Below are 17,557 nucleotides of genomic sequence, written 5' to 3'. Positions count from 1 at the left end.
CGAGCTCAAAATTATAGAGTAGAAATTATCCGTGTCAATATCAAAAGCCAAGAACACTAAAAAACTTAGCAAACTGCGCCGCAGTGATCCCTTCTTCGAACGGGAGTGCCAGAAGTACGAATTTCCGCTGCCGAGCAGGGAGTTCGTCATCCAAACGCTTGGCGAGCAGGGCATTCCGTTGCCGTTTGCTGACCTTGCTGCTGCCCTGGATATCCAGGCGGCGGAGATCGAGTTTTTCGAGCGTCGCATGTTTGCGATGCAGCGTGATGGTCAGGTCATGCGCAATCGGCGTGGCGATTATCTCCTGCCCGCGAAGGCTGATCTCATTCGCGGTACGGTGCAGGGGCACCCGGAAGGCTACGGCTTTGTAGTAACCGACGAAGAGGGGGCCGACGTTTTCCTTGGACCCAATGAGATGCGTGAGGTCCTTCACGGGGATCGGGTGATGGTGCGCATTGCCGGCCTTGATCGGCGCGGCCGGCCGGAAGGCAAGATCGTAGAGGTGCTGGAGCGCGCCAATACGCGTGTGGTCGGTCGGGTCTTGGTCGAGAACGGGGTAACCCTGGTTGTCCCAGAGAACCGCCGCATCTCCCAGGAGATCCTGCTGGCCCCAGGGGCCAAATCCAAAGCCGTAGCCGGGCAGGTCGTGGTGGTGGAACTGGTCGAACAGCCGACCCGCTACGCTCAGCCTATCGGCAAGGTTGTCGAAGTGCTCGGCAACTATGCAGATCCCGGCATGGAGATCGAGATTGCCCTGCGCAAGCACGAGTTGCCGTTCGAGTTTGGCAAGGCGGCGAAGGAGCAGACCCGCCGCCTGCCAGACAAAGTCCGCAAGATGGACTGGAAGGGCAGGGAGGATCTCACTGCGCTTCCCTTGGTGACCATCGATGGCGAGACGGCCAGGGATTTCGACGACGCGGTGTATTGCGAACGCCAGGGGCGTGGTTTTCGGCTGGTGGTTGCCATCGCCGATGTCTCCCACTATGTGACGGTCGGCTCTGCGCTGGATGGCGAGGCCTACGACCGTGGCAATTCGGTCTACTTTCCGCGCAGGGTGATTCCGATGCTGCCGGAGAAGCTCTCGAATGGGCTATGTTCGCTGAATCCTCAGGTGGAGCGTCTGTGTATGGTCTGCGACATGGCCATCTCCCAGACGGGGGTGATCAAGCAGTATCGCTTCTATCCGGCGGTGATGTTCTCCAAGGCTCGCCTCACCTACAACCAGGTCGCGGCGGCGCTCTATGACAATGATCCTGCGGCGCTCGAGATCGTCGGTGGCCTGCTTCCCCACCTGCAGAATCTGGACAAGCTCTTCCGGGTGTTGCTCAAGGCCCGGGCAAAGCGGGGTGCGATCGATTTCGAAACCCAGGAAACCCGGATGGTGTTCGACGACAACGGCAAGATCGAGAAGATCATTCCGGAGAGTCGCAACGATGCCCATCGCCTGATCGAGGAGTGCATGCTCGCTGCCAATGTGTGTGCTTCCGAGTTCCTGCAGGGGCAGGAACATCCAGCCCTGTACCGGGTTCATGAGGGGCCGACCCCCGAGAAGCTCGCCAAGTTGCGGGATTTCCTGGGCGAGTTCGGGCTGCAGCTGGGAGGGGGTGAGGAGCCCAGGGCCGGTGATTACGCCCGGTTGCTGGAGAGCATCAAGGCGCGGCCGGATCTGCAACTTCTCCAGACCGTGATGCTCCGCTCCCTGCGTCAGGCGGTATACAGCCCTGAAAACGTGGGGCACTTCGGTCTTGCTTACGAGGCTTATACCCACTTCACGTCGCCCATCCGGCGTTACCCCGATCTGCTGGTGCATCGCGCGATCAAGGCGGCGCTTCTGGGGCAGCACTACACGCCGGCTCAGGAAAACGGGGATTGGGAGGCAATCGGCATGCACTGCTCGATGACCGAGCGCCGTGCCGACGAAGCTGACAGAGATGTGGAAAACTGGCTCAAGTGCTACTACATGCAGGACCGCATCGGCGAGGAGTTTGAGGGCAGCGTGTCGGCGGTGGTGCCGTTCGGGCTGTTTGTGGCGCTCCATGACGTCTTCGTCGAAGGCCTTGTGCATATCTCGGATCTGGGGAGTGACTATTTTCACTTCGACGATGCCCAGCATGCACTGGTGGGGGAGCGCACCGGCCAGCGCTATCGCCTGTCCGACCAGGTTCGGGTGCAACTGGTGCGGGTGAACATGGAGGCCAGCAAGATCGATTTTCGCCTCCTTCAGGGCCCGGAGCGTGTCACCGAGCGAGTGGGCAAGACATCGCGTACAAAGGCTGCACGCATTGCGCCGGAGCCTGCTCAGGCTGTGGAGGCTGCTCCTCCAGCAGGGCGCCGTCGATCGGCCAAGGCAAGCCAGCCCGAAGTGCCTGGCGAGGCGGTAGAATCAGCGCCCTCGCCGAAGGCCATGAAAGACAAAACCAAAGCCAAGGCCAAAACCTCAATGCCGCGCAAGAGTGCCGCGGACAGCACAAAGAAGAAAGCCAAGCCTCGTGTCTGACAACACCAGTTCCCGCCTCATCTACGGTTTTCATGCCGTTCTCGCCAAGCTTCGCCAGGATCCAGAGGGCATCTTCGAAATTTTCACCGATGCCCAACGTAATGACGCCCGGGCCAGGGATCTGCTTCGTCACGCCGAGCAGCTGGGTACCCGGATCATTCCGTCCGAGGGCGAGCGGCTTGATCGCATGGTTGGAACGCGTCGCCATCAGGGGGTGGTTGCCCGGGTGGATGGTCGTCGCAAGGAGCTGAAGCTGCCTGATGTTCTGGATGGGCTTACAGAGCCTGCCTTGCTGCTGGTGCTGGACGGCATTCAGGACCCGCATAACCTGGGGGCCTGTCTGCGCGTGGCGGATGCGGCGGGTGCCCATGCCGTGATTGCCCCGAAGGATAAGGCAGTCGGTCTCAACGCTACGGCCATCAAGGTGGCCAGCGGTGCGGCAGATACGGTTCCCTACATCACCGTCACCAATCTGGCTCGTGCCTTGCGGGAGATGCAGGAGGCCGGTGTGTGGATCCTGGGTGCTGCTGGCGAGGCGGAGAAGTCTATTTACACCGTCGATCAGAAGGGGCCGATCGCCTGGGTGCTGGGTGCGGAAGGCGATGGTCTGCGTCGTCTGACCCGCGAGACCTGCGACGAGTTGATCAGCATTCCCATGTACGGCACCGTCGAGAGCCTCAATGTGTCGGTTGCCAGTGGTCTCTGCCTGTTTGAGGCGCGTCGCCAGCGTGGCGGTTGAGCGTCATCGGCGATGAAGCTCGATTACGCTGAAGTACGCCATCTGCTTCGGCGTTCGCGCAGCGGGGCGCTTGGCAGCGTTTCGCTGGCCATGCCTGGGTTCCCGTTCGTGAGCCTGTTGCCTTACGTGCTCGATGAGGCCTGCAGGCCTCTATTCCTGCTCAGCGGTCTTGCTGAACACACGAAGAATCTTCTTGCCGATCCTCGGGCCAGCCTGTTGGTTGCGGAAGGGCTGGGTAGTGTGCTTGAGCAGGCCCGACTGACCTTGTTGGGTACGGTTGAGCGGGTGGAGCTGGATGCGCCCGGGCGCGTTCGTTTTTTGCGCTACTGCCCTGAATCGGAAAAACTCCTGGCGCTGGGGGATTTTGCCTTCTTCCGGATGGCGCCGCTGAAGGCCCGTTTCATCGGAGGTTTCGGGCGCATGGGGTGGATGGATGCTACCCCCATGCCCCATGTGCTTGCGCCCGGGGAGGAGGCTACGCTGCTCGAAGTTCTTGCGCACAGGGCTCCTGCCGGTTTGCGGGTGGAGGGGGTGGATGCGGAGGGGCTGGATATCGTAGCGGCCGGGGTCAGTCGTCGTATTGACCTGACGCCTACTCACACAGGGCTCGACGCCCTGCTTGAGGCTGCTGTGAATGGGATGGCGCGGGCCGGCTTGACCATGCCTGCCGATCCGCCCGCTGGTATATTTGCCTGAGGCTCAGTCGACCCGGTTGAGCTTGTCCATATATTGTTTCGTGAACACCCGATCCGGCAGATCCTTCGCTGTCATTTGGGAGTAGCGCAGTACCGACACCTCTCCTTTTTTGAGCGCATCTTCCATCACCAGTTGCGTTGGTCGGGTACGACCACCCAGATTCTGGAATTTCTCGTAGCGGGCAACCTTGAGAAGGCGTTCAGAGAGTGAGTAGAACTCTGCCCTGTGCGGCCAGTTATTTGATTGCCTGACCCAGTAAAGAACTTTTGCGTAGGTTACGCCGCGGTCCACAGCGGTGAGCTCCAAAACGTACATCTTCTCGCCGTCAATGGTCTCGGTTCGCAAGATCTTTGGTTCATAGTCACCAGAGAAATTGGCACGGGCCAAGTCGCCATTGGCGACTTGGCCCGTCAGCCGCTGTGCAAGTGAAAGACGCACTGGCTGGGAAATGTTGGGCATGAAGATCCACAGGTCGCGGCCCCTCATGAGCATTGCCTGGCCTCGATCGGTGGCCGGTTCGATGGTCTGTACGATCGTGTTTTCATTACCCTTGGAGAGAATTCTGTACTTCCTCTCTTCCGCGGGCTCACCGGGGCTGGTTGATTCAATGGTGATCAGGACCTGAAAACCGTCGCGGGGGAAGCGTACTTCATCGGAGCGGGCGACCACGTTGCGAGCTGTTTCGTCGTCGTCGGCGAGTGACAGGTTCGAGAGACCGATGGCAGCCACTGCCATGAGAGCCGTGCAGGTTTCGCGCAAGCCGGGCAGGTAAAAGTTGAAGCTCATGGTGTTATCCTTGGAAAGCAAACAACATAGTTCAATGCACAAATGCCGATCATCCGTGTTGACGATTTAAGCAAGACCTATCGACTTGGTGACCAAGACGTCACCGCGCTGGAGGGCGTGTCACTGACCGTTGAAGAGGGTGTGTTCATGGCCATAGCCGGACCGTCCGGTAGTGGAAAATCGACACTGCTCAATATCATGGGGTGCATTGATACGCCTAGCAAGGGGCGTGTTGAAATCGAAGGAAAGGACGTGTCTGGTCAGAGCCCGGACGACCTTGCCGACGTGCGTGCGCGAACGATCGGTTTCATTTTTCAGACCTTCAATCTCTTGCCTGTTCTTTCGGCCTTCGAGAACGTCGAGTACCCCCTTCTCCAGATGCCAGAGCTGTCCGCACTTGAGCGGAGGGACAGGGTGAATAACTATCTGTCCAAGGTGGGGCTGGCCAAGTACGCCCATCACCGTCCGAACCAGTTGTCCGGTGGGCAGCGGCAGCGGGTTGCGGTTGCAAGAGCGCTGGTGACTCATTCGCGGGTCGTGTTGGCTGATGAGCCGACTGCCAATCTGGATCGACGAACCGGGGAGAGCATTCTCAACCTGATGCGGGATCTCAACCAGAATGACGGTACGACCTTCGTGTTTTCAACTCACGACAAGCGGGTGATGAATCGGGCCGACCGTTTGGTCCGGATGGAGGATGGCCAGATCACCGCGCTCGGCCTGAGGCGCGATGGTGCATGGAAGTTTGTTCAGGATCGACGCAAGCCGGACGATGATCCTGATATCTGATCGCAATCAAACGCAAGAGGAATAGATGAATCCTTACAGCTCAAAGTCTGCATACATTGCATTGGTCCTTGCGATGCTGGCTTCAGTGGGGCCGGTTGTGGCGGCTGAAGATGATCTCGGTCTTGAGCTCGACGAGGCTGGAAAAATCAAGACTGGAGTCGTCCTCCAGTTTGATCTGGCGCGAACCTATGCCGATAAGGAGCATTGGTCCATGGCTCGCTCACGGGCGGAACTGGCTGCCCAGGGTGGCGGTTCCGGCTTCAAGTGGAAGATCTCCGGGCGAGCTGATGCCGATGCTGTCTTCGCCATCGACTCAGGCTTTTATCCCGATGCCGTGCGTCGAGACCAGCAGTACCAATTTGATCTGCGTGAAACATATGTGGATTTCTCGGCGGGCGATATGGATATCCGGCTCGGTCGGCAGCATATCGTCTGGGGTGAGATGGTCGGCCTCTTCTTTGCGGACGTGGTTTCGGCCAGGGATCTGCGTACCTTCTACCTGCCGGAGTTCGAACAGCTGCGCATTCCCCAATGGGCCGCTCGTGCCGAATATTATTTCGGTGAAACCCACGCGGAATTCGTCTGGATCCCGTCTCCGAGTTATGACCGGATCGGCAAGCCCGGCGCAGAGTTTTATCCGCTGCCAAGAGGGGCCAATGTGCGTGGAGAGGTCAAGCCGGACGCCTCGCTGGGAAATACCAACTGGGGGGGGCGTCTCTCCCGGCTGATTGGTGGCTGGGACGTGTCGGGTTTCTATTACCGCAGTCTTGATGTGGCCCAAACCTTCTATGCCGTAGGCGTAAACGATTTCCAGCCACGCCACGATCGAATTGCCCAGATCGGTGGCACTGTAGCCAAGGATTTCGGTGAATTCGTTCTAAAGGGTGAGGCCGTGCATACGCGAGGAAGACGCTTCCTTTCGGAGGATCCGACGGCCCCCAATGGCCTCGTGCGGCAGGACACCATTGATTATGTTATCGGGGTTGACGTACCTGCGTTCAATGAAGGTCATGTCAATCTGCAGTATTTCGCTCGTCGTGCGGCTAACCATGATCCATCCATTGGTTCGGAGCGCACCGAGGGCGGGGCCAGCATCCTTCTGAATACCCGCGTTACCCAGGCTTGGGAAGCTGAAGCCTTGCTGGTTTCCATGCTCAATCGCACCGATTTCATGTTCAGGCCGAAGGTGAGGTGGTCCGCAGCCAAGAACCTCAGAGTTGTTTTCGGTGTAGATGTCTTCGGTGGCAAACCCACGGGTCTGTTCGGTCGTTATGACGATCGTGATCGGGTTTACACCGAGGCACGTTGGTCTTTCTAGTTGTCAAGCCATCCCGTTCGGTGCCGAAATATGACGGATTTGGGCGGTTTTGGAGATTTTCCCAAACCCTGATCGTTAAAGCGTTGGCCCGTTGCGGGGTGGCGTGACGTTTTTCTCCGGAGTCGCGTCCGGGCTGCCGTAATATCCGCTTGTTATCATCAGAAGGCTGCAGACTGGCCTAATTGAGGGGAAGTTTTTCATGAAACGACTATTGACGATTGGCGCACTTGCCTGCTTTGCTGCCGGACTGACAGGGTGCGCGACGCCCTATCCCGCTGCGCCAGTTTCGGCCACAAATTCGGAATATAACTACCTGATCGGGCCTGGTGACTCCGTCAATATCGTGGTTTGGCGAAATCCAGAGCTGTCCATGCAGGTTCCCGTGCGGCCGGATGGCCGGATCACCACGCCACTGGTCGAAGATCTTCCAGCTGCGGGGCGCGATGCCTCGACGCTCGCCCGTGAGATCGAAAAGGCTCTCGCGAAGTACATCCGTGATCCGGTCGTGACGGTGATCGTCACATCGTTCGTCGGCCCTTACTCGGAGCAGGTTCGCGTCGTTGGTGAAGCGGCTCGTCCCATGACCCTCCCGTTCAAGCAGAAGATGACCCTGCTTGACCTGATGATCGCAGTAGGCGGCATCACTGATTTTGCCGATGGAAACCGGGCAACATTGCTGCGTACGTCCGAGGGAAGCAAGCAATACTCGGTTCGTCTGAGGGATCTCATCAAGCGTGGTGACGTTTCCGCAAACGTCGATCTCAAGCCGGGCGATGTGCTGATCATCCCCCAGAGCTGGTTCTGACCCATTCTTCTTGATCTCCTCCCCGGGGTGTCCCGGGGAGTCGCCTTCGGAATTTCCCAATGGAAGACATACTAAGACAGCTGGCGGTGATACTCCGCGGCATGTGGCTCTATCGCTGGTGGGGCTTGGCTGCTGCGTGGATCGTCGGCCCGATCGCTGCGGCGACGGTCTACTTGCTACCTGACCGCTATGAGTCTTCGGCACGTGTGTACGTGGATACCCAGTCGATCCTCAAGCCCCTGATGTCCGGGCTTGCCGTGCAACCCAACGTGGATCAGCAGATCAATATTCTCAGCCGTACGCTGATCAGTCGTCCCAATGTGGAAAAGCTTATCCGCATGGCCGACCTCGATCTTACGGTCAAGACCAAGGAAGAGCGCGAAGCGCTTATCGCCAGCGTCACCAAGTCTCTTGAGATCCGTGTTGCGGGTCGGGACAACCTATATACCCTCGCTTACACCGATACTGACGCTGAGCGCGCCAAGCGCGTTGTTCAGTCCATGGTGTCCATGTTTGTCGAGTCTGGCCTGGGTGACAAGCGCAAAGACTCGGACACGGCGCGCAAGTTCATTGAAGAGCAGATCAAGGCCTATGAGCAAAAGCTCGAGGAGGCTGAGAATCGTCTCAAGGAATACAAGCTGCGCAATCTTTCCACTGTCGGCTCCGGCGGTCGGGATTATTTCTCCAAGATGAATGAAGCCGGCGAACAGCTGAATCAGGCGCGCCTGGCCCTGCGCGAAGCTGAAAATTCGCGGGATGCGCTCAAGCGTCAGATCGTTGGTGAGGAGCCTGTTCTCCTGCCGGACAACGTGAGCAGCGCTGCCTTGGCTGCTGTTTCTGTGCCAGAACTCGATGGCCGCATCGAGGCGCTCAAGAAGGCATTGGATGGATTGCTGCAGCGTTACACGGATCAGCATCCCGATGTAGTGGGTGCCCGCAAGACCATTGAACTGCTGGAGGCTCAGAAGATCAAGGAGATCCAGTCGCGCCAGAAGTCGGCACCGACCGGTATGTCGAGTTCGGCCAACTCCAATCCGGTGTACCAGCAGCTGAAGATGTCCCTGGCCGAGGCCGAGGCCAATGTGGCGTCGCTCCGCGCCCGGGTTTCCGAGTATGAAAGCCGGGTCCAGTCCCTGTCTGCGGCATCCCGCATGCTGCCCCAGATCGAAGCTGAATATACCCAGCTCAACCGGGACTACGATGTCAATAAACGCAACTACGACCAGCTTGTGGCCCGTCGCGAGTCGGCCACGATGGCGGTCGAGATGGGGGCAACTTCGGGTGTCGCAGACTTCCGCCTGATTGATCCTCCCACTGTGCCTAACAAGCCGGCAGCGCCTAACCGGATGCTGCTGATGCCGGCTGCGGGTCTTGCGGCCCTGTTGATGGGGGCTGCCATCAGTTTTCTGATCAGTCAGATTCGCCCCACCTTCTCGGACACCAATGTGTTGCGGGACATGACCGGCCTGGCGGTTCTTGGCGCAGTCAGCATGATCTCTGATCCAGATCGGGCGCGAAACCTGCGCCGTGGGAAGATCGCATTTCTTGGCGGGGTGGGAGCCCTTGTGGGTTTGTTTGGCGCTATGACCGTCTGGCTGATGTTGGCCAGAATGGCTTGAGGGGCGAAAATGAGCATTATTGAAAAAGCCGTCGAGCGGCTCGAACAACTACAGAGAGCTGCGGGTAACGGCGATACTGCCGAGCGCCATGAACCTCTCGTCCAGGAGCCTGCCACTACCATCCAGTCTGCGCCTGCCGCAGTGGCCGTTGAGCGATCAACAGTAAAGGAGCCGGCCGTATCTGCTCCGGTCGAGGCGCGGGCTCAGAATCCTGATCGGCTCGTCGAAATCGATCTTGATCGACTTCATTCGATTGGCATCGTGACCCCCAATGCGCCGCGCTCGCTGATCGGCGACGAGTTCCGCATTGTCAAGCGCCCCCTGTTGCGCAATGTGCAGGGCAAGGGCGCGGCCGAGGTCAAGAACGCCAATCTGATCATGGTAACGAGCTCTTTGCCTGGTGAGGGCAAAAGCTTCAGCTCGATCAATCTTGCGATCAGCATGGCGATGGAGCTGGATCACACCGTGCTGCTGATCGATGCGGACGTCTCCCGTCCATCCGTGCTGAACATCCTTGGCCTGCCGCCGCGGAAGGGGCTGATGGATGTTCTGACGTCAAATGACATGCAGCTGGGCGATGTTCTCCTCAAGACCAACATTGAGAAACTCAGCCTGCTGCCGGCAGGGACGCCGCACCCGAGGGCGACGGAACTGCTGGCCAGTGACGCCATGAATCACTTGCTGGCCGAGCTTGCCGATCGTTATTCCGACCGGATCATCGTGTTTGATTCCCCGCCGCTTCTGGTGACGACTGAGTCCCGTGTTCTGGCTACCCATATGGGGCAGATCGTGATGGTGGTTGAGTCGAATCGCACTACCCAGGCGGCTGTAAAGCAGGCTCTTGCAACCATCGACTCCTGCCCGGTCAGGCTGATGCTTCTAAACAAGGCCCAGCAAACCAGTGGTGGTTCCTACGGCTACGGCTACGGCTACGGTTACGGTTACGGTTACGGTCAAGGACCGAGGGAGGGTGTGTGAAGCGCCGTCGTTACGTCCGGCACCATGGCTTCCTCCCGAGCCTGTGCTTCGCAGCCTTGTCGGCGGCGTTCGCCAATCCGGTCTTCTCTCAGGCCCAGGCGCCGATTTTTCAGACTGCGGTCAGTGTTTCGGAGACAGTCACCGACAACGTTCAACTGCGCAATGGCTCGGAGGCCACGAGTGAGTGGATCACCTTGATCAGCCCAAGCGTCTCCGCAAGGTCCTACGGAGGGCGCGTCAGGGGCAACCTCCAGGCGGCTTTCAATGCGTCGCTGTATGGCCGGGATTCGGAGCTCAGCCGCGGTTTTCTCACCTTGCGTGGTGATGGCAAGGTAACAGCCTTGGAGAACCGTGCTTTTGTTGATCTGATGGCGTCGGTCAGCCAAGAGGCGTTGTCCAGCCTCGGTGTCCAGTCCGGAGACAGTGTGACCGGGCGCACTAACCAGACGAGCGTCCGCAATATCGTTGTCAGTCCGTATGTCATAGGGCGTTTTGCGTCCACCGGAAAGGCCGAGGTGCGCTATTCCCTGGCTGACACCGACACATCCTCGTCCACCGTGCAGAGGACGCAGAGTCAAACCCTGTCGGCCAACCTCTCTGATCCTAACGCGTTTGGCAAGGCGGGTTGGTCACTGGCACTCTCCGACAGCGTCATTCAGTATTCCGACCGACGTGACCTCAACAACAGTTCGCTTCGGGGAAGCGCCCTGTTCCAGTTCAATCCACAGTTGCAGATGCGCCTTATTGCGGGTTCGGAATCCAACAATTTCCGTACCGTTGATGACAAGCGTTCGACGATTACAGGTATCGGTCTGGACTGGGCGGCGAGTCCCAAGACCAAATTTTCGGGGCTGTGGGAAGACCGCTTTTTCGGGCCCGGATACCTGATGACTGCCAGTCACCAGAGTGGGCGCTATGTTGTTTCGGCTCGCTATTCGAAGGATGCGAGCAGTACGAGCCAGTCTCTCAACGCGATTACGCAGTTCGATACATACGGCTTGTTGATGTCGATGACGGCCGCACGCTTTCCGGATTTTGCAGAGCGGGATGCCTTCGTGCGTGCTTACATCGCTGATCGGGGCCTTCCGGGCCGCCTGGGTAGTAGCCAGGCTGTGCTTTCGAACGGGGTCTTCCTTGATCGCCGCATCAATGTCGACATGATGCTGACCGGTCCAAGGAATACGCTCCAATTCACGGTATATCGGTCGGAGCGCTCTTCCCTGAGCAGCCAGGAGTTTGCGCTTGGACCGGATTTCACCTCAAATACCCATATCAAGGATATGAGCGGGACGATGAGTCTTACCCATCAGTTGACTCCGATTACCTCCGCAAGCATTGCTCTGACGCTGATGCGCAGTCAGCAAGAAGGCTCCAGTACCGGTACTGACCTGAGCAACCGTACCCGTCGTGTTACGGCCGGTGTCATGACGCAGTTCACACCCAAGACAAACGGCTCCCTCCTGATTCGTAACAGTGAGGGCAAAGGGATTACGACCTATACCGAGAACGCTGTCATCGGCTCGGTTTCCATCCGGTTCTGAGAGCGCTCATGTACGAAGCATATTTCGGTCTGCGAGGCAAACCCTTTCAGTTGAATCCGGACCCGTCCTTCTTCTATGGTAGCCGTGGTCATCGTAGGGCGATGGCTTATCTGGAGTACGGACTGCACCAGAATGAGGGATTCATCGTTGTGACCGGAGAGGTCGGCGCGGGCAAGACGTTGCTGGTGCGTAGCCTTCTCGAGAAGCTGGATCCCAACAAGATCGTTGCCGCTAACCTGGTGAGCACCCAGATTGATGCTGACGATATCCTCCGCTTGGTTGCGGCTTCCTTCGGCATCCCCAGCAAGCATCTTGCAAAGAGTGATCTGCTGCTGGCGATCGAAGCCTTTCTGGTGTCCACAACGGCCGCCGGAAAGCGTGCGCTGTTGATCGTTGACGAGGCCCAAAACCTGACGCAGCGTGCGGTCGAGGAACTGCGCATGCTCTCCAACTTTCAGCTTGAAGATCATGCATTGCTGCAGAGTTTCCTGGTCGGGCAGCCTGAATTCCGCACCATCATGCAGAGTCCCGAGATGGTCCAGTTGCGCCAGAGGGTCATCGCGTCCTACCACCTGGGCCCCCTGGATGTGGCCGAGACCCAGGCTTACGTGGAACACCGGCTTGGCTGTGTTGGCTGGAAAGGCAATCCGGCATTCGAGGCCGAAGCCATGAAGTCCATCTTCAGCCACAGCCAAGGCATTCCCCGGCGTATCAACGCCCTGTGTGACCGCATCATGCTGGCCGCCTTTCTGGGTGATCAGCGTCGGATCAGTGCGGAGCTTGTGGAGCAGATCGCGGCGGAAATGAGCGAGGAGCAGATCGTGCCTGCAGCGCTTCAGACAGGAGTCTCCGCCCCGGGTCAGGCAGTGCTTGCCCAGCCCGGAGCGATCGACATCCAGCGCCTGCTGGCTGATCCAGAGGCTGCCCGGACGCTTGCCACCATGGGGCCTGGCTATGATGCGACCCGCTTCGAGGAGCGTCTGGCCCTGCTAGAGCGGACCCTCTCCACCACCCTGAACGCCCTTAGCCAGTTGATCGGCGCCGCCCAGCAACCCGCCGGCGGAGAGGGGAAAGAGGCAGTAAGCAAATGACGGTATCGCATTCCGACCGGGGAGGCGTCATAAACGCCCTGACCATTGATGTGGAGGACTATTTCCAGGTCTCCGCCTTGGCGTCCCATTTTCCCAAGGATGTCTGGAACACCACCCCGTGTCGGGTCGAGCGCAATGTCGATCGCATTCTCGAGATGCTCGCCCAAAGCGGCGCGCGAGGGACATTCTTCACACTGGGCTGGATCGCTGAACGTTACCCCGAGCTGGTCCGACGGATTGCTGCAGAAGGCCACGAACTGGCCAGTCATGGCTATGCGCATGAGCGGGCCAGCGATCAGTCGCCGGAAGCCTTTCTGGCAGATATCAAGCTTGCCAAGGTTGTGCTGGAAGATATCGCAGGCTGTGAGGTGAGGGGCTACCGGGCGCCAAGCTTTTCCGTCGGTCTGTCCAATCCCTGGGCCCACGGTTGCATCGAAGAGGCCGGCTACGCCTACAGTTCCAGCGTGTATCCGGTGAAGCACGACCATTACGGTGTTCCCGATGCGCCGCGATTCCCTTACATGGTGGGGGCGGGCCTCGTCGAGATTCCCATTACGACGGTCAGACGGTTTGGGCGTAACTGGCCGGTTGGAGGAGGTGGTTACTTCCGTCTGTTGCCTTACCCGGTCTCTGCCTGGGGTATCCGCAAGGTCAATCAGGAAGATCGAAAACCTGCAATCTTCTACTTCCATCCTTGGGAAATCGATCCTGGGCAGCCGGTGGTGCGCGAGGCGTCCGCCAAGGCGCGCTTCAGGCATTACGTGAATCTCGCCCAGACCGAAGCCCGTCTTCAGCGCCTTCTTCAGGATTTTTCCTGGGGGCGGATGGACGAAGTGTTTCTGCCCGCGGCAAGTCCGTCAGTTTAAGGTTCCCAGCATGGTTTCTGTCGTCAATGTGCGTTCCTTCGCAGAGGCTGACTCTGCGCGCTGGAACGAGTTTGTGTTTGCCTGCCCAGGTGCGACTTTTTTTCATCGGATCGAGTGGCGCGGAATCATGCGCGACGTGTTTCGTCACCGCACTCACTACTTGCTTGCCGAACGGGATAACAGAATCGTTGCCGTCCTTCCGCTGGCGGAGGTGAAAAGCCGGCTGTTCGGCCATGCCCTGACTTCCTTGCCCTTTGCGGTTTATGGTGGGATTGCCGGAGATGATGTGGAGGCCGTGGCGGCGCTGGAGGCAGCCGCCGAAGATCTGGCCCGCAAAGCTGGCGTCCAGCATCTCGAGTATCGCAATCTCACTGTCCGTCATTCGGACTGGCCGCGGCAGGAGGTTTACTTCACTTTCCGGAAGGAGATCTTTCCGGACGAAGAAGCCAACATGGCGGCGATTCCCCGCAAGCAGCGCGCGATGGTTCGCAAGGGCATCAAGAATGGCCTAGTGGCCACCTTTGACAGCACGCCGGATCGTTTCTTCTCCCTTTACTCCGACAATGTGTTGCGCCACGGTACACCGGCCTTGTCGAAGAAGTTCTTCCAGACCCTGTTGTCGGTTTTCGGCAAGGATTGCGACATCCTCACCGTGACTACCGCTGACGGCAAGCTTCTTTCCAGTGTGCTGAGTTTCTATTTTCGGGAGGAGATCCTTCCTTATTACGCAGGGGATGATCTCGCTGCCCGGGATCTCGCGGCCAACGACTTCAAGTACTGGGAACTGATGCGTCATGCCTGTGCCCGGGGTTGTCGCATTTTTGACTATGGCCGCAGCAAAGCCGGTACAGGGCCATTCAGCTTCAAGAAGAACTGGGGTTTCGAGCCAACGCCCTTGTCGTACGAGTACCGTCTTTTCAAGCGGGACGCCGTACCCCAGAACAATCCCCTGAACCCCAAGTACAGGGCCTTCATCGCCTTGTGGCGGCGTTTGCCCATCGGTGTCGCCAATCGTCTTGGGCCGAGTCTTGTCCGCAATCTTGGCTGACAACTCTCCCGACACCATGTGCGCTTCATCTGGCTGTCAGCGCCGTCCCTGCCGACGGCAAGCAGAACAACTCCGCCACCCACGCCACAGGAAAACTCCATGAGCCCGCTTGTGCAGGTGTTCTCAGCCATTTCGGCCATCCTGGTCTGGGTGATCGCGTGGTATTTCGGCACGGCTCAGGAGGTGTCCTCCATCTGGTGGCGTTCCGACACCTTCGCCCACGGCCTGCTCGTTCTGCCGATTTCCGGATGGCTGGCGTGGCGCAACAAGGATCGGCTCGTTGGCTTGTCGATACAACCGGCCCTTGTGATGGCCTTGCCAATCCTGGCTGCCGGTTTTGGCTGGCTGCTGGGCGAGTTGGCCAGCGTTGCATCGGTAACCCACGTCGCGCTGTCATTCGTCCTGATCTTCAGCCTTGTTGGGGTACTCGGTTTCCGGCTGGCGCGCCCCCTGGCTTTCCCCATCCTGTTCCTGCTCTTCGGGATTCCGATCGGTGAGTTCCTGCTGCCCGTCATGATGGACTACACGGCTGAATTTACCATTGCCGCTGTCCGTCTGTCCGGGGTGCCGGTGTACCAGGAAGGGCTCCATTTCGTGATTCCCAATGGGCGCTGGTCGGTAGTCGAGGCGTGCAGCGGGGTTCGCTACCTGATCGCCTCTCTGATGGTCGGAACCCTTTATGCCTACTTGAGCTACCGCTCCCTGCGTCGACGGCTGCTTTTCGTGGCTGCCGCGATTGTGGTACCGGTCATTGCCAACTGGTTGCGGGCGTACATGATCGTCATGCTTGGTTATCTGAGTGACAACCGGATTGCCACTGGCGTAGATCACCTTCTTTACGGATGGCTGTTTTTCGGCATTGTCATCATCCTCATGTTCTGGATAGGCGGGCGCTGGCGTGAGGACCTTGATCCGGCTGAAACGCAGCAGCCGTTGCCCATGGTCTCACACGGCGGGGATCGTCCCGGGTTCGCCCGGGTTGTGCCGCTGGCCCTGGCGATCTTGGCAGCTCCCCTGACCCTGCACTATGTGGAGCGCTCCGAGTTGCTGCATCCGGCGACGGCCTCGCCGATTCCCCCACTGACTGTTTCGGCACCTTGGCGGGAGGCGAACGCGCCGTTGCCCGAGTTCAAGCCTTCCTTCATGGGTTACCGGGAGGATAGCCTCCGTCACTACACTGACGGGACGCATGTCGTTTCGGTTTACGTGGCAACCTACGCCGATCAGCAACCTGGGCATGAGCTTGTTCAGAGCCAGAATGCCTTGTTACTTCCCAATAATTCACACTGGAACCGACTTAATGAAGGGCAGGGGCCGGATTCGGGCGCGGGTCGCTGGCTTGAGACCCGCATGTCCGGGGCGTCAGTGAAGGCACTGGTATGGTCGGGCTACTGGATTAACGGTCGCCTGGTGACCAATGATTACGTTGCCAAGGGGTTGTTGGTGCTGGGGCGCCTGCAAGGGCATCCGGATACGTCGGCCTTCGGCGCCGTTTGGGCCTCGGCAGAAGATGACCTCAAGGCGGGTGCTGCCTTGCAGGCCTTTCAGCAGGTCAACGGCCAGGCTCTTGTCGACCATATTGCGGCCGCTGCCCGGCCAGCCCAGAAATGAGTTTGGCGGACAAGGATCAGCGTCTGCTGGTGATGCACGTGGTGTTCAGCTTTGCCGTTGGCGGGCTGGAGAACGGTGTCGTCAATCTCATCAATCGCCTTGACGCGCGACGTTTTCGGCATGTGGTGGTCGCTCTGACAAAATGTGACCCTGTGTTCTGCGCCCGCGTGACCCGCCCGGATGTAGAATTTGTGGCATTGCACAAATCTCCGGGGCATAGCGTCAAACTGTTTCCGGCGCTCTACCGTCTGTTTCGCAAGTATAGCCCGGATGTCGTCCATACCCGGAATCTCGCTGCTCTTGAAACAACCCTGCCAGCCTGGCTGGCAGGTGTTCCGGTGCGCATTCACGGCGAGCATGGTTGGGACGTCACCGATCCGGATGGGACCAATCCCAAGTATCGGCTGATCCGACGACTCCATCGCCCCTTCGTGACCCACTACATCGCGCTTTCGGGACACCTCAAGGCTTACCTGCGCGAAGCAATCGGGGTCCCGGAGAAGCGGGTGACACGAATCTGCAACGGGGTGGACCTGTCACGTTTCGAGGCACGCGGGCCGCAGCGGTTGCCCATCGATGGGTCGCCGTTCAATGATCCGGCGTACTACGTGCTGGGTACGGTAGGGCGTTTGCAGGCAGTGAAGGATCAGATGAATCTGCTGCGCGCTTTTGTGCTGCTCATTCGGCGGCGGCCCGATCTGGCTGTCCGCACACGTCTGGTACTGGCAGGAGATGGACCGATGCGGGCTGCCCTGGAAGCCGAGATTGCGCGGGAGTGTGTTCAGGATCACATCTGGCTGGCTGGTGAGCGTGGGGATGTGCCGAATGTCATGCGGGGCCTCGACTGTTTCGTGCTTCCCTCTCAGGCGGAGGGAATCTCAAACACCATTCTAGAGGCCATGGCCGGTGGCTTGCCGGTAGTGGCTACGGCGGTGGGTGGCAACGGCGAGCTTGTCGATGAGGGTGTGACCGGTATGCTGGTGCCACCGCAGGATCCGGCCTTGCTGGCCGACGCCCTCGAGCGCTATGTCTCCCGGCCAGAACTCGCTGTTGAGCAGGGCAGGGCGGGGCGTCTGCGTGTCGAGGCATGCTTCAGCCTCGATGGCATGGTGGGACAGTACGCGGGTTTGTATCAATCCCTGTCGGGACTTTCAAATTGACTTGCCCGGGCAA

15 protein-coding genes are annotated in these 17,557 nt (G+C 59.1%); 14 read left to right on the top strand and 1 reads right to left on the bottom strand.

Annotation, left to right across the window (positions count from 1 at the left end; all coding sequences use genetic code 11):
* Window positions 1–37 precede the first annotated feature (37 nt).
* Genes rnr through ACIQ09_RS01240 form a run of 3 tightly spaced genes read left to right on the top strand, consistent with a single transcriptional unit; the run spans window position 38 to window position 3,932 of the window.
* Window positions 38–2,497 carry a ribonuclease R gene (gene rnr, locus ACIQ09_RS01250; protein WP_398305036.1) on the top strand — a complete coding sequence of 820 codons (2,460 nt, stop codon included), beginning with the start codon at window positions 38–40 and terminating at the stop codon, window positions 2,495–2,497.
* Window positions 2,490–3,236 carry a 23S rRNA (guanosine(2251)-2'-O)-methyltransferase RlmB gene (gene rlmB, locus ACIQ09_RS01245; RefSeq protein ID WP_398304896.1) on the top strand — a complete coding sequence of 249 codons (747 nt, stop codon included), beginning with the start codon at window positions 2,490–2,492 and terminating at the stop codon, window positions 3,234–3,236. Before rnr ends, rlmB begins: the two co-directional genes overlap by 8 nt.
* Window positions 3,237–3,248: 12 nt before the next feature.
* Window positions 3,249–3,932 carry a HugZ family protein gene (locus ACIQ09_RS01240; protein ID WP_398304893.1) on the top strand — a complete coding sequence of 228 codons (684 nt, stop codon included), beginning with the start codon at window positions 3,249–3,251 and terminating at the stop codon, window positions 3,930–3,932.
* Between the two features lie 3 nt (window positions 3,933–3,935).
* Here ACIQ09_RS01240 and ACIQ09_RS01235 read toward each other — a convergent pair whose 3' ends face one another.
* Entirely contained in the window at window positions 3,936–4,718 is a 783-nt protein-coding gene (locus ACIQ09_RS01235) for an outer membrane lipoprotein-sorting protein (RefSeq protein ID WP_398304890.1), read from the bottom strand.
* Window positions 4,719–4,760: 42 nt separating this feature from the next.
* Here ACIQ09_RS01235 and ACIQ09_RS01230 point away from each other — a divergent pair, with 42 nt between their 5' ends.
* The 11 genes from ACIQ09_RS01230 to ACIQ09_RS01180 all read left to right on the top strand — a co-directional run bounded on the left by ACIQ09_RS01230 (window position 4,761) and on the right by ACIQ09_RS01180 (window position 17,544).
* Window positions 4,761–5,507 carry an ABC transporter ATP-binding protein gene (locus ACIQ09_RS01230; protein ID WP_398304887.1) on the top strand — a complete coding sequence of 249 codons (747 nt, stop codon included), beginning with the start codon at window positions 4,761–4,763 and terminating at the stop codon, window positions 5,505–5,507.
* Window positions 5,508–5,532: 25 nt separating this feature from the next.
* The gene (locus ACIQ09_RS01225) at window positions 5,533–6,825 is read left to right on the top strand and encodes a DUF1302 family protein (RefSeq protein ID WP_398304885.1); all 1,293 of its coding nucleotides are present in this window, start codon (window positions 5,533–5,535) and stop codon (window positions 6,823–6,825) included.
* A 199-nt stretch (window positions 6,826–7,024) separates the two neighbouring features.
* A complete protein-coding gene (locus ACIQ09_RS01220; RefSeq protein ID WP_398304882.1) occupies window positions 7,025–7,630 on the top strand; it encodes an XrtA/PEP-CTERM system exopolysaccharide export protein in 606 nt (201 codons plus the stop codon).
* Window positions 7,631–7,689: 59 nt separating this feature from the next.
* Window positions 7,690–9,249: an XrtA system polysaccharide chain length determinant gene (locus tag ACIQ09_RS01215; RefSeq protein WP_398304878.1), complete on the top strand. Its 1,560-nt coding sequence runs from the start codon at window positions 7,690–7,692 to the stop codon at window positions 9,247–9,249.
* Window positions 9,250–9,258: 9 nt separating this feature from the next.
* Window positions 9,259–10,227, top strand: coding sequence for an XrtA-associated tyrosine autokinase (locus tag ACIQ09_RS01210; protein ID WP_398304875.1), 969 nt, complete (start codon window positions 9,259–9,261; stop codon window positions 10,225–10,227).
* Window positions 10,224–11,768 carry a TIGR03016 family PEP-CTERM system-associated outer membrane protein gene (locus ACIQ09_RS01205; protein ID WP_398304872.1) on the top strand — a complete coding sequence of 515 codons (1,545 nt, stop codon included), beginning with the start codon at window positions 10,224–10,226 and terminating at the stop codon, window positions 11,766–11,768. Before ACIQ09_RS01210 ends, ACIQ09_RS01205 begins: the two co-directional genes overlap by 4 nt.
* A gap of 8 nt (window positions 11,769–11,776) precedes the next feature.
* On the top strand, window positions 11,777–12,859 hold the full coding sequence (locus tag ACIQ09_RS01200; protein WP_398304869.1) for an XrtA/PEP-CTERM system-associated ATPase: 1,083 nt from the start codon (window positions 11,777–11,779) through the stop codon (window positions 12,857–12,859).
* The gene (locus ACIQ09_RS01195) at window positions 12,856–13,725 is read left to right on the top strand and encodes an XrtA system polysaccharide deacetylase (protein WP_398304866.1); all 870 of its coding nucleotides are present in this window, start codon (window positions 12,856–12,858) and stop codon (window positions 13,723–13,725) included. Before ACIQ09_RS01200 ends, ACIQ09_RS01195 begins: the two co-directional genes overlap by 4 nt.
* A gap of 10 nt (window positions 13,726–13,735) precedes the next feature.
* The gene (locus tag ACIQ09_RS01190) at window positions 13,736–14,773 is read left to right on the top strand and encodes a FemAB family XrtA/PEP-CTERM system-associated protein (RefSeq protein ID WP_398304863.1); all 1,038 of its coding nucleotides are present in this window, start codon (window positions 13,736–13,738) and stop codon (window positions 14,771–14,773) included.
* Window positions 14,774–14,872: 99 nt separating this feature from the next.
* Entirely contained in the window at window positions 14,873–16,384 is a 1,512-nt protein-coding gene (xrtA, locus tag ACIQ09_RS01185; RefSeq protein ID WP_398304860.1) for an exosortase A, read from the top strand.
* The gene (locus ACIQ09_RS01180) at window positions 16,381–17,544 is read left to right on the top strand and encodes a TIGR03088 family PEP-CTERM/XrtA system glycosyltransferase (RefSeq protein ID WP_398304857.1); all 1,164 of its coding nucleotides are present in this window, start codon (window positions 16,381–16,383) and stop codon (window positions 17,542–17,544) included. The genes xrtA and ACIQ09_RS01180 overlap by 4 nt, the downstream gene beginning before the upstream one ends.
* Window positions 17,545–17,557: the final 13 nt, after the last annotated feature.

Source organism: Zoogloea sp., from assembly GCF_044344315.1.
Taxonomy (GTDB): Bacteria; Pseudomonadota; Gammaproteobacteria; order Burkholderiales; family Rhodocyclaceae; genus Zoogloea.
This window is presented reverse-complemented; position numbering and strand designations above follow the sequence as displayed.